At 63.8% G+C, this 12,478-nt stretch carries 12 protein-coding genes; 8 read left to right on the forward strand and 4 right to left on the reverse strand.

Annotation, left to right across the window (positions count from 1 at the left end):
• Window positions 1–55 precede the first annotated feature (55 nt).
• On the reverse strand, window positions 56–1,081 hold the full coding sequence (locus JOH52_RS21920) for a LacI family DNA-binding transcriptional regulator (protein WP_014530141.1): 1,026 nt from the start codon (window positions 1,079–1,081) through the stop codon (window positions 56–58).
• Window positions 1,082–1,347: 266 nt separating this feature from the next.
• Here JOH52_RS21920 and JOH52_RS21925 point away from each other — a divergent pair, with 266 nt between their 5' ends.
• The 3 genes from JOH52_RS21925 (at window position 1,348) to JOH52_RS21935 (ending at window position 4,978) form a co-directional block, all read left to right on the forward strand.
• Window positions 1,348–2,874 (forward strand): sugar ABC transporter ATP-binding protein, encoded by a 1,527-nt coding sequence (locus JOH52_RS21925; RefSeq protein ID WP_010976233.1) that lies wholly within the window; start codon window positions 1,348–1,350, stop codon window positions 2,872–2,874.
• Window positions 2,875–2,951: 77 nt separating this feature from the next.
• Window positions 2,952–3,962: an ABC transporter permease gene (locus tag JOH52_RS21930; RefSeq protein WP_003530558.1), complete on the forward strand. Its 1,011-nt coding sequence runs from the start codon at window positions 2,952–2,954 to the stop codon at window positions 3,960–3,962.
• A 65-nt stretch (window positions 3,963–4,027) separates the two neighbouring features.
• The gene (locus JOH52_RS21935) at window positions 4,028–4,978 is read left to right on the forward strand and encodes a substrate-binding domain-containing protein (protein WP_010976234.1); all 951 of its coding nucleotides are present in this window, start codon (window positions 4,028–4,030) and stop codon (window positions 4,976–4,978) included.
• Between the two features lie 312 nt (window positions 4,979–5,290).
• On the opposite strand, the gene JOH52_RS21940 is transcribed toward JOH52_RS21935, so the two are convergent.
• Window positions 5,291–6,688, reverse strand: coding sequence for a sensor histidine kinase (locus JOH52_RS21940; protein ID WP_003530562.1), 1,398 nt, complete (start codon window positions 6,686–6,688; stop codon window positions 5,291–5,293).
• On the reverse strand, window positions 6,685–7,362 hold the full coding sequence (locus JOH52_RS21945) for a response regulator transcription factor (RefSeq protein ID WP_014530140.1): 678 nt from the start codon (window positions 7,360–7,362) through the stop codon (window positions 6,685–6,687). The genes JOH52_RS21940 and JOH52_RS21945 overlap by 4 nt, the downstream gene beginning before the upstream one ends.
• Before the next feature lie 77 nt (window positions 7,363–7,439).
• Between JOH52_RS21945 and JOH52_RS21950 the strand changes: the two genes are divergently transcribed.
• The 5 genes from JOH52_RS21950 to JOH52_RS21970 all read left to right on the forward strand — a co-directional run bounded on the left by JOH52_RS21950 (window position 7,440) and on the right by JOH52_RS21970 (window position 12,120).
• Entirely contained in the window at window positions 7,440–8,507 is a 1,068-nt protein-coding gene (locus tag JOH52_RS21950) for an ABC transporter substrate-binding protein (RefSeq protein ID WP_010976236.1), read from the forward strand.
• Between the two features lie 234 nt (window positions 8,508–8,741).
• Window positions 8,742–9,686, forward strand: a complete 945-nt coding sequence (locus JOH52_RS21955) for a Bug family tripartite tricarboxylate transporter substrate binding protein (protein WP_014530139.1) — start codon at window positions 8,742–8,744, stop codon at window positions 9,684–9,686.
• Window positions 9,683–10,174 (forward strand): tripartite tricarboxylate transporter TctB family protein, encoded by a 492-nt coding sequence (locus JOH52_RS21960; protein WP_003530571.1) that lies wholly within the window; start codon window positions 9,683–9,685, stop codon window positions 10,172–10,174. The genes JOH52_RS21955 and JOH52_RS21960 overlap by 4 nt, the downstream gene beginning before the upstream one ends.
• 119 nt (window positions 10,175–10,293) lie before the next feature.
• Window positions 10,294–11,811, forward strand: coding sequence for a tripartite tricarboxylate transporter permease (locus JOH52_RS21965; protein WP_003530573.1), 1,518 nt, complete (start codon window positions 10,294–10,296; stop codon window positions 11,809–11,811).
• A gap of 144 nt (window positions 11,812–11,955) precedes the next feature.
• Window positions 11,956–12,120 (forward strand): hypothetical protein, encoded by a 165-nt coding sequence (locus tag JOH52_RS21970; RefSeq protein WP_003530575.1) that lies wholly within the window; start codon window positions 11,956–11,958, stop codon window positions 12,118–12,120.
• Window positions 12,121–12,213: 93 nt separating this feature from the next.
• Here the strand turns inward: JOH52_RS21970 and JOH52_RS36520 are convergent, their stop codons facing one another.
• On the reverse strand, window positions 12,214–12,477 hold the full coding sequence (locus JOH52_RS36520) for a DUF6065 family protein (protein ID WP_373865757.1): 264 nt from the start codon (window positions 12,475–12,477) through the stop codon (window positions 12,214–12,216).
• Window position 12,478 lies beyond the last annotated feature (1 nt).

Genomic DNA, 12,478 nt, shown 5'->3' on the forward strand with positions numbered 1-12,478 from the left:
AAGGTAAGATAGACCTTCGGGAACGGTTCATTGTTTCAGTGAACGGTGCAGGCCTCTAAGCCCACCGAGGAGACGGCGCCGAAACGGAATTGCGCACCACCAGATCGGGCCTCAGGAAGATTTCCGTTTCGGCGGGGCGCCGGTCGGAGAGAAGCTCCAGCAGAAGCGCCATGGCGTGTTTGCCGATCAGGGTGCGCGGCTGACGGATCGTGGTCAGGGCCGGCGTCATGAATGTCGCCTGAGGCACGTCGTCGAATCCTGTCACCGAGAAATCGCGCGGTATGTCATAGCCGCGTGCCTTCAGCCCGATCATCACTCCGAGTGCCGTCTGATCGTTGACGCACATGAATGCCGTCGGCAGCGTGTCGCGAACGAAGAGCCGCTCGACGGCAGCCCTGCCGCTCTCGAGCGTGCCATCGCCCTCCTGGACCAGCCTAAGTTCCGCCGGCACCTCCGCCGCATCGAGGCCCGCATCATAGCCGGAGCGGCGCCGCTTATAGGCAAGACGGGTTCGCGAATCGCCGATGAAAGCGATCTTGCGATGGCCTTCGGCGATGAGGAGATCGACCACCTTGCGGGCGCCCTCGACATCGTCGACACCCACATAGGGTATGCCGCCGTTGAAGACGGGCTCGAAGATGCCGACGCTCGGCGGCAGCCGCGCCGCTATCGTCTCGTGGCCGAAGGGCAGGATGCCGGTAAAGAGGATCAGACCCGCCGCCTGGTTGGAGTTAAGAAACTTCAGATATTCGACCGCGCGCTGGGCGTCGTTCTGGGTATGGCCGATCAGCACGCCGTAGCCGTGCGACCGTGCCTCGTTTTCGAGGCCGACCAGAATACTAGAAAAGTTCGGATCGCCGATATCAGGAGCGACGACCAGGATCATGTTCGAGCGGCCGAGGCGCAGGCTGCGTGCCATGGCATTGGTGGTGTAACCGGTGATCGCGATCGCCTGGTTGACCTTCAGCCGCGTGGATTTCGCAACCTTCTCCGGGTTGTGGATTGCCCGCGATACCGTCGCGATCGAAACTTCAGCGATCCTAGCGACGTCTTCGATGGTTGCGGGCGTGGAATCCGACACTGCGCTCTGCCTTGCGTCTCCCTACTGCATGTTTCCCCAGATCCCGATTCAAGGATAAAACAAGCAGCCAATTCAATCTGCTGCGGCCTTTGCGTGTCCGATAAGAACGCGCGGCGCTGTACACGGCGGGACACTACACACACCGCGGGCAACGTCAAAGGTGACCGGGCAAATTCCTGTGTATGTCTTTATGTAAACCTTTACATCGAGAGTGTAAAGGTTTACATGACGTCCGTTGGCGGTCGGGAGCCGCAAGGGGGAAATCGATGAATCCGGAGACGGTCGACGCCGCGCGCGTCGTGCTGGAGGCACGGCGGATCAGCAAGTCGTTCAGCGGCGTGCAGGTGCTCTTCAGTGTCAATTTCGAGCTTCGCGCCGGCGAAATCCACGCCCTGATGGGCGAGAACGGCGCCGGCAAGTCGACGCTCGTCAAGATTCTCTCAGGTTTCGAGCAGCCGTCCTCGGGCGAGGTCCTGCTCGACGGCCAGCCGGTAACGCTTCCTGCTAACGGTGCGGCCGAAGCGCTGGGCATCGTCATCATCCACCAGGAATTCAATCTTGCCGAACACCTGACTGTTGCCGAAAGCCTGTTTCTCGGTCGCGAGGTGACGCGTTTCGGCGTGCTCGACCGCAAGTATATGCGCGCGGAGACGCGCCGGGTTCTCGATCTGCTTGGCTGTCATGTGGACGCGAACGCGCTGATCGGCAGTCTTTCCATTGCCGAAAAGCAGATGGTCGAGATCGCCAAGGCCATCAGCCGCGACGCGCGGATCGTCTTCATGGACGAGCCCACGGCCGTTCTATCCCGCGAGGAGACCAACTTCCTTTTCCGGCAGGTCCGCAAGCTGCGCGACCGGGGCACGAGCTTCGTCTTCGTGTCGCACAAGCTCGACGAAGTCATCGAACTGACCGACCGCGTGACGGTACTGCGCGACGGGCAGTGGGTGAAGACTGCCGCGACTTCGATGCTCGACGGCGAGTCGATCGCGCAGCTCATGGTCGGCCGCGAAATGTCGAGCCTCTTTCCCGCCAAGAAAGAGCCGAACGTCGACGAAGAGGTCGTGCTGCGTGTCGACGCCGTCTCGACCGACTATGTCCAGGACGCCCGCTTCGAGGTGCGCAAAGGCGAAATCCTCGGCTTTTCGGGTATGATCGGCTCCGGCCGCACCGAACTCATGGAGGCGGTCGCCGGCCTCAGGCCCCGCCTGTCGGGCGAGGTGACGATCCGTGGAGAGACCGTGCCCTCCGGCGACGTGCACGCGGCCAACCGGCGCGGTCTTGCCTACATGACCAAGGACCGCAAGGCGAAGGGCCTGCTGCTCAATTCCGGCATGACGGCGAACCTGACCTTGCAGTCGCTCGGCCGGCATGCCCGCATCGGCTATCTCAGCCCGGCGAGCGAGGCGGCTGCGCTCAAAAGAGCCCGCCGCCGCTTCGACATCCGCGTGCGCGACGGCAACGTCGTCGCCAGGCGCATGTCCGGCGGCAACCAGCAGAAGCTGCTGCTCGCCAAGGTGATGGAAACGGAACCGGACATCATCATCATCGACGAGCCTACACGCGGCATCGACGTCGGCACCAAGCAGCAGATCTATCATTTCATCTCGGCGCTCGCGCGCGACGGCCGCTCGATCATCGTCGTCTCTTCCGAAATGCCTGAGGTCATCGGGCTTTGCACCAGGGTCGCGGTGATGCGCGAGGGACGCATCGTCGGCATGCTCGAAGGAGACGAGATCTCCGAGCAGGAGATCATGCGCTACGCAGCCGGGCTGAAGAAAATGGCTGCGGCCTGACCGGCTTGGACGCGCGGCGAAGGCAGGCACAGGAAAAGGAATTCCCCCGGGCTCCGGGGCGGGAGGTTGATCTGGACATGAGCGTGAACGAGGAAAGCATCCAAAGCACAACACACCGCCGGACCTGGCGGGACGTCGATCTCAGGGCCGTGGCGCCGTTTGCCGCGCTTGCACTGCTGTTGATCGTCGGTGCCATGGTCAACCCCAACTTCATCAGTCTCAACAACCTCGCCAACGTCGCCACCCGCAGCGCCTTCATCGCCATCATCGCGGTGGGCGCCACCTTCGTCATTTCCGCAGGCGACCTCGACCTTTCCGTCGGCTCGATGGTCGCCTTCGTCGCAAGCCTGATGATCCTGTTCATGAATTCCGGCGTGATCGCCGATCCGGCACTGATGCTCACGGCCGCAGTCCTTTTTGCGGTCGTCGCCGGTAGCGTCTGCGGGCTCGCCAACGGGCTGATCACCACGGTCGGCAGAATCGAGCCCTTCATCGCGACGCTCGGCACGATGGGCATCTATCGCGGCCTTACCACCTGGCTGTCGCAAGGCGGCGCCATCACCCTGCGCGAGCCGGAATTACAGGAGCTCTATCGCCCGGCCTATTTCGGCAGCATTCTCGGCATGCCGGTGCCGATCGCGATCATCCTCGCGGTCACCGCCGTCGCCGCCTTCATCCTTTATCGCACGCGTTACGGCCGGCACGTGGTCGCGGTCGGCTCCAACAGCGACGTGGCCCGTTATTCCGGCATCGCCGTCAACCGCGTGCGCACCATCGCCTTCGTCATCCAGGGACTCTGCGTCGCCGTCGCCGTGCTGCTCTACGTGCCGCGCCTCGGCTCCACCTCGGCCACGACCGGCATCCTCTGGGAACTGCAGGCCATCACCGCCGTAGTCGTCGGCGGAACGGCGCTCAAGGGCGGCGCGGGCCGCGTCTGGGGCACGATCTGCGGTGCCTTCATTCTCGAATTGGTCGGAAACATCATGCTCTTGTCGAACTTCATCAGCGAATACCTGATCGGCGCGATGCAAGGTGCGATCATCATCATCGCGATGCTTGTCCAGCGCTCGCTGGTACGCAAATCGTGACCAGGCCGGATCTAGGGCGATCCGGCCACATCAACCACGACCTAGAATTATTGGGAGGAAGACGCATGCGAAAGGGATTAATGGGCTTTGCCGCCGTCGCGATGATGGCACTGACGAGTGCAGCCCATGCACAAGACAAGAACGTCACGATCGGCGTGTCGATCCCGGCGGCCGACCATGGCTGGACCGCCGGTGTCGTGTTCCATGCCGAGCGCGTTGCCAAGCTGCTCATGGAACAGCATCCGGGCCTCAACGTCATCGTCAAGACCTCGCCGGACCCGGCGAGCCAGGCCAACGCCGTGCAGGACCTCGAAACGCAGGGGATCGACGCCCTCGTGATCCTGCCGACCGACCCCGATCCGCTGGTCAACGCCATCAAGGAAGTCAAGGGCAAGGGCACCTTCGTCGCCTTGGTGGACCGCGCGCCTTCGACCAACGACAACAGCGTGCGTGACCTCTATGTCGCCGGTAACAACCCGGCACTCGGCCAGGTCGCCGGCGAATACATCAAGGCCACAACTCCGGAAGCCAAGGTGGTCGTCATTCGCGGCCTGCCGATCCCGATCGACCAGCAGCGTCAGGACGGCTTCGACAAGGGCATCGCCGGCTCCAAGGTCGAAATCCTGGACCGCCAATACGGCAACTGGAATCGCGATGACGCCTTTAAGGTTATGCAAGACTACCTGACCAAGTATCCGCAGATCGACGTCGTTTGGTGCCAGGATGACGACATGGCCGTCGGCGTGCTGCAGGCGATCGACCAGGCCAAGCGCACCGACATCCAGTATGTGGTCGCCGGAGCCGGTTCGAAGGACATGATCAAGAAGGTCATGGACGGCGACAAGATGATCCCGGTCGACGTGCTCTATCCGCCGGCAATGGTCGGCACCGCACTTGAAATGACCGTTGCCAACTTCTACGGCCAGGTCCCGGTTCGCGGCACCTACACGATCGATGCGACGCTGGTGACCAAGGAAAACGCCAAGGACTTCTATTTCCCCGACTCGCCGTTCTGATCGGACGCCGGAGCTAGTGAAGATACGGCCTGCCTGAGGCTTTCCTCGGGCGGGCCGTTTGATGGCCTTTATACAACGGGCTACCCCCTCTGCCCTGCCGGGCATCTCCCCCGCAAGGGCCCCGCAAGGGGGGAGATTGACAAGGGGCGAACTCCCGCTCCCTCGATGTGCCTTCGTTTCGGCGCGTGCTGGCTTAACTCGAGGCACCGCTTTGCTTCTGGCCGATCTCCCCCCTTGCGGGGAGATGCCCGGCAGGGCAGAGGGAGTGACCGTGGGCACTCCCGCCGCCGACCCGATATGCCGCGCCACCGCTCACCCCGCCGGAAACGACGCCACCACCTTTAACCCGCGACCGCCGTCACCCTCCTCCAGCCGCATGGTCCCGCCGTAAAGCGCGGCGATTTCCTCGACGATCGGCAGGCCGAGTCCGGTACCGGGGGCTTCCTCGCCGCCGCGCCGGAAACGCTTGAGCGCCGCCTCGCGCAGCTCCGGCGGAATGCCCGGGCCGTTATCCTCCACTTCCAGCAGGACCGAGTGGTCTCGGCTCTCGACGCGCACGGTCACCTCCGCCCCGCGGCCGGCATAAAGCAACGCATTGCCGATGAGGTTCTTCAGGAGTTCGCCGACAAGCAGAGGCTCGGCGCGGATCCAGTGCTCGCCCTCGCCGGCAAAGCCGAGGTCAATGCCGGCTTCGCCCGCCGCCGGCACGTGGTCCGCCGTCACGGCGCGGGCAAGCCCGCCGAGCTCGACCCGCTCCAATCCCCGTGCCTCGTCTCTGCCCGCGGCATCGATCTTCGCCATCAGCAGCAGTTGAGCGAGAATGCGCTCGGCATTGGCGACGGCTTCGTCCGCCTTCATCGCCGCCGCCCGGGTTTCTTCGATCGTCGTCGCCCGCTGCGCAAGCGCAAGCTGCGTGCGGATGATCGCGAGCGGAGTCCTGAGCTGATGGCTGGCATTGCCGGTGAAGTGCCGCAGCGCATCGAGGGCCGATTGCAGGCGGACCATGAAAGAGTTCACGGTATCGACGAGCCCCTGGACTTCGTTCGGCACCTGCTCGCGGATCGGATGCAGATCGTCCGGACTGCGCTCCGCGATCGCATCGCCAAGCCGATAGAGCGGCCTCAAGGAAAAGGTGACGGCGACCCAGACGATCATCGCCGCGCCGGCGATCATCAGCCCAAGGCGCAGGGCCGAGCGGATAATGATGGTCTGCGCGAGCTGGCGCCGGGCGATCGTCGTCTCGGCGACGGTGACGACGAAGGGAACGGAATTGACCCCGGTCGAGGCGGAGCGTCTGAGTGCTGCGACGCGGATAGGTTCGCCGCGAAAGACGGCATCTGCGAAGCTCGTCGATTGACCGGTGCTTTCGGAGAGCGAAGGCAGGGTCTGATAACCGGTGATGAACTCGCCGGGCGGGCCGTCCACCCGATAAAACACCCGGTCCTGCGCCGCGGATGTCAGCATCTCGAGCGCGACATAGGGGATATCGACCTGCAACGAACCGTCTTCGGCCACGACCACGCGCTCGGCGATCGCCAACGCCGATCCGGCAAGCACGCGGTCCGAGACGGCATTCGCCGTCTTGATGGCTTCCCGGTAGGTATCCGCCAGTGCGACGACGCCGATCACCGCTGTCGAGATCAGGAGCCAGCCGAGCAGCCTGCGCCGCAGCGAATAGACGACCTTTCTCATTCCGGGGACGGCCTTCATTCGGGACCGGCCGACTTGTCGAGATAATACCCGATGCCGCGGGCGGTGCGGACGGTCAACCCGAAGGGCGCCAGCCGCTTGCGCAGCCGGCTCACATATTGCTCGATCGCATTGGGACTCAGATCGTCGTCCAGGCCCGTCAGCGATTGCACGATCGCGTCCTTGGCGACGACCTTTCCGGCGCGCATGAACAAAAGCTCGAGAAGACCGAGTTCGCGCGCCGGAATTTCGATCGGCATGCCTGCCGAGGAGAAACTCCGCGAGGTGAGGTCGAGCGAGACATTGCCATAGCTGACGACGGAGGCTCGCAACCCCGCCTGCCGGCGCAACAGGACCCGCACCCGCGCCTCGAACTCGCCGATATCGAAAGGCTTGATCAAATAATCGTCGGCGCCGAGGTCGAGTCCCTTGACCCTCTCCTCGGGCGTGCCGCGCGCCGTCAAGATGAGAACCGCCGCGCGGTTTTGGCGTGCCCGCATGGCACGCAGCACGTCCAGTCCATCCATCTCCGGCAGGTTCAAATCGAGGATCACCAGATCGAAGCTTTCGGCCGCGGCAACCGCATGCGCAGACGCCCCGTCGCTCACGACGTCGACGGCATAGCCGCTGCCCCGCAGAAGCGTCGAAAGACCCTCTGCCAGGGCCCGATTGTCCTCAACCAGCAAGATACGCAATATCGCCTCTCCCCGGGATCACTCTATCGGTCGCGAGCTTGCTTGTGAACGGCAGCGCTCTCAGGCATTGTGAATTCATGCGGTTCTTGATTTCTTTCGGTTTTTTGTTCCTGTCGGGCGCGCTCGCCGAGGCCGCGCCCACGTTCTTCCCGGCGCTCTCCGGTGACGGCGCCGCACCGGTCCTGACCGTCTATTCCTCGCTTGACGAACCCTTGGCGAGACCGATGATCGACGGCTTCCAGAAGGCCAATCCGGATGTCGCGGTCCGCTACGAGGACATGCTGACCGGCGAGATCTACGACAGGATCGTCAAGGAGACCGATGCCGGCGAGAAGACCGCCGATTTCGCCTTTTCCTCCGCCATGGACCTGCAGGTCAAGCTCAGCAATGACGGTTATGCGCAACGCAGCGACCTGCCGATGAGCGGACTCTGGCCGGCCTGGGCGAACTGGCGCAACACGGCTTACGCGCTCACCTTCGAGCCGGCCGTCTTCGTCTACCACAAGCCGAGCTTCAGGAACGAGCGGCCGCCGGCCACGCGGGCCGAATTCGTCGACTATCTCAAACGGAAGGGAAACGCCGTCTTCGGCCGCATCGGCACCTACGATATCGAACGCTCCGGAGTCGGCTTCCTCTTCATGTCGCGCGACCAGGAGCAATTCGGCGACATCTGGACGGTGATCCGCACGATGGGGGCGGCCGGAGTGAAGCTTTATTCGACCAGTCAGGCAATCCTGGAGAGGATTTCGGACGGGCGCTTCGTGCTCGGGTACAACATCCTCGGTTCCTATGCGGCCGACTGGGCATCGCGGCATCCGGATGTCGGCATCATACTCCCGAAGGACTATACGGTGGTCATGTCGCGCATCGGGCTGGTGCCGCAGGCGGCAGCCGCCCCGGAACTCGGCCGCCGCTATCTCGAATTCTTCATGTCGAAGGAGGGCCAGACGATCATGGCACGCGAGTTGCAGATCCCGGCGGTCAGTCCCGAAGTCGCCGGCGAGAACACCGCGAACACCATGAGGGAAATGCTCGGAGGTCAGTTGAAACCCGTACCGGTCAGTCCCGGACTGATGGTCTATCTTGACCAGGTCAAGCGGGCGAGGCTGATTGCCCGCTGGAACGAGATGCTGCGCCTGCAGTGAACAATAGGCAGGCAAACAAGTCATTTACGCGAAGCGGACTTGATGTCAGGTTAATGTCAGCTTTCTATGTTGCTTAAGGTCGCCGGCGAACCGTGGAGGCGGACCGCCGGCAGCGTATCGGGAGGATTCACCAGTCCGGTCTAAGGTCGCCGTCGATGTCGACCAGCCGCTTCTCCCCTTCGCGAACGATAATCAACGTGCGCGTGACGAAGCGCGCCTCACGGAGGACCGACCTTGAAACACTTCTTCCTCGCATCCATTCTCGCCGGCGCAATTGCTCTGCCGGCCTATGCCGCCGACTACACGATCATCGCGCCGGCCAATCCCGGCGGCGGCTGGGACCAGACCGCCCGCTCGCTGCAGACCGTCATGCAGCAGGAGGGCATTTCCGGCAACGTGCAGGTCCAGAACGTTCCGGGCGCCGGCGGCACGATCGGCCTTGCCCAGTTCGCCAGCCAGCAGAAGGGCAACCCGAACGCGCTCCTCGTCGGCGGTTACGTGATGGTCGGCGCCATACTCACCAACAACTCGCCGGTTACCCTCAAGGACGTGACGCCGATCGCGCGGCTTACGGGCGAATACGAGGCGATCGTCGTTCCCGCCGCCTCCGAGATCCAGACGATGAAAGACCTCGTCGAGGCGCTGAAGAAGGATCCGGGCGCGGTTTCCTGGGCAGGCGGCTCGGCCGGCGGCACCGACCACATCGCGGTCGGCCTGATCGCCAAGGCCGCCGGTGTCGATCCGACCAAGATCAACTACATCGCCTATTCCGGCGGCGGCGAGGCGCTTGCCGCGATCCTCGGCAACCAGGTAACCGCCGGCATTTCCGGTTACGGTGAATTCGAGTCCCAGGTGAAGGCCGGAACGCTCCGCCTGCTCGCCGTCTCCAGCGCCGAGCGCCTCGAGGGTATCGACGCGCCGACGCTGAAGGAATCCGGCGTCGACGTTGTCGTCGAAAACTGGCGCATGGTCGCCGCTGCCCCGGGCCTCACGGAAGAACAGAAGGCCGCAGTCTCCGCCGACATCGAGAAGCTTGCCAAATCCGTAGGCTGGCAGGAAGTGCTGAAGACCAAAGGCTGGCAGGACACCTATCTCGCCGGCGCCGCCTTCGACGAGCAGCTCGCCAAGGACATTTCCGCCACGGAAACCGTCCTGAAGGACATCGGACTGGTCAAATGAACAAGGGCAACAACCCTTCCGCCGACACGCGCCGCCCCGACCGGGCGGCGCTGGTCATCGCCGCCGTTCTGGCAGCAATCGCCGGTGTGATCTTCTGGGACGTGTCGCGCCTGAGCGGCCTTGCCGGCTACTCGCAAGTCGGGCCAATGACAGTGCCCTATGCGATCGCCTGCTGTCTCATCGCGCTTGCGGTCTGGACGGCGGTCGAAGCCTGGCGGGGCGACTTTCCCGAACGTGAGCACCAGCGCGCGGGTCCGGTTGTCTGGATCGTCGCCGGGCTTGCGGCGCAGATGCTGCTCTTGAACACGCTCGGCTTCTCGATCGCGACCGGTATTCTCTTCGCCCTCACGGCCCGCGGCTTCGGCAAACGCAAATTATGGCTGACCGTGCCGATCGGCATCGTGTTCAGTTTCATCGTCTGGGCTATCTTCGCCAAGCTCCTGCAATTGTCGCTGCCCGCAGGGCCGCTTGAACGCCTGTTCTTCTAGAGCGGAATGAGAAAAAGTGCGTGCGGTCTGCCGCCCGCGTCCCGCTCTTAACCTATCAGATCGATCACGTTCATGATTTTAGGTCGATCCTAGCGCCGTGATCTAAAGAGGCCGACGACATGGGTACTTTCGATTTCCTGTTGCAGGGGCTGCTGGTCGCTGCCCAGCCGATGAACCTTCTCTACGCACTCATCGGCGTAACGCTCGGCACCGCCGTGGGCGTGCTGCCCGGCATCGGCCCCGCATTGACCGTCGCACTGCTCCTGCCGGTCACCTATCAGCTCGATCCGGCCGGGTCGCTCATCATGTTCGCCGGCATCTATTATGGCGGCATGTATGGGGGTTCGACCACGTCGATCCTGCTCAACACCCCCGGCGAAAGCGCCTCGATCGTCACCGCGCTCGAGGGCAACAAGATGGCGCGCGCCGGCCGCGGCGGTCCGGCGCTTGCCACGGCAGCCATCGGCTCCTTCGTCGCCGGCCTCATCGCCACGCTCGGATTGGCCTTTATTGCGCCCTACATCGTCAAGCTGGCGCTCGTCTTCGGCCCGCGCGAATATTTCGCGCTGATGGTGCTCGCCTTCGTCACCGTCTCCTCCGCTTTCGGCGACTCGACGCTTCGGGGGCTCACCTCGCTCTTCATCGGCCTGACCCTTGCCTGTATCGGCATCGACCAACTGACCGGCCAGGCGCGCCTCTCCTTCGGCGTGCCCGACCTCCTCGACGGCATCGAGGTGACGACTCTCGCCGTCGCCATGTTCGCGATCGGCGAGACGCTGTTCATCGCCGCGCAAGGCGACCGCGGCCCGGACAAGGTGGAAGCGGTCAGGGGCTCGGTCTGGATGAGCGCCACGGATTGGGCGCGCTCCTGGAAGCCGTGGCTGCGCGGCACCTTCATCGGCTTTCCCATCGGCGCCATGCCGGCCGGGGGCGCCGAGATCGGCACTTTCCTCTCCTATGCAGCGGAGAAGCGACTGACCAAACATCCGGAGGAATTCGGCAACGGCGCCATCGAAGGCGTGGCTGGCCCGGAAGCCGCCAACAACGCATCCGCTGCGGGCACGTTGGTGCCGCTCCTGACGCTCGGCCTGCCGACCACGGCGACGGCTGCGATCATGCTCGCCGGTTTCCAGCAATACGGGCTGCAGCCGGGACCGCTGCTTTTCGCCACCAATCCCCAGCTGGTCTGGGGTCTGATCGCCAGCCTCCTCATCGCCAATTTCATGCTGCTCGTCCTCAACCTGCCCCTGATCGGGCTCTGGGTGAAGCTATTGACGATCCCGAAGCCTTGGCTCTACGCGGGCATCCTGCTCTTCGCGACGCTCGGCACCATCGGCGCCAATCCGTCGGTCTTCGAGCTCGGCATGCTGCTGGCCTTCGGCCTTCTGGGCTACGTCATGCGCGTCTTCGGCTATCCGATCGCGCCGGTGGTCGTCGGGCTGATCCTCGGGCCGCTCGCCGAGCAGCAGCTCCGCAGGGCACTCTCGATCAGCCAGGGCGACATCACCGTGCTCTTCACGTCGCCGATCGCGGCCGTGCTCCTGGTGATCGCCGCGCTCGCGCTGGTTGTGCCGCTGATCCTGAGGGCCCGCGGCCGCGGCGAAGTGCTCGCACAACTCGCCGCCAGCGAAGACTGAGCGGCTTCTCACGATTTGGCAGGTCGGTTACCGCCGTTCGGGCCTGCTTTCGCTGCATGGCTGGGCTGAGGTTTTGTGTATTGCAAAACAACCCTGCCGGGCCCATCTTTTGCTCATCGAATAGAAAACGAAAGCGAGCAAGAGATGACCAGCAAGAACCGCATGGGCTTCATCGGCCGCGCCTTCGCCGTGCTCGGCGCCGCAACCGCTGCTGCCGCCGCCGTTGAAGGGCATCGCCGTCCCAAAGCACAGGATCTCCGCACCCTCGGCATCGATCCGGCAGCCTTCCCGGACAACCGCCGGGGCTGACCTGCCGGGCGTCCAAGCCCCAAGCCGGAACAGGATCGCGTCGCCATAAGGCGACTCCCCCTCCGCTTGGGAACTGTCTTCCCGCTGCGACCGTCAGCCGAACGGCTTCAGCTTCAACCGGCTGCGATGATCCTCCGGCCCGTTACGCCCGGCCGGGCACACTCCGCGGAAATACGACTTCTGCCACTTTTCCCGTACCGCATCGGAGTTCGGATCGTTCAGCCCCCTATTGAAGCTGTTCCGGCTGCCCAACCACGCTTTATACTCGCCTTCGAGCTCCGGATTTTCCGACAGTTTGCGCATTTCCGGCGTGACGGCCTCGAGCCCGCCGCGCGAAACAGGAAAGATGTGACAGATC

It is taken from the genome of Sinorhizobium meliloti (assembly GCF_017876815.1).
GTDB classification, from domain to species: Bacteria; Pseudomonadota; Alphaproteobacteria; order Rhizobiales; family Rhizobiaceae; genus Sinorhizobium; species Sinorhizobium meliloti.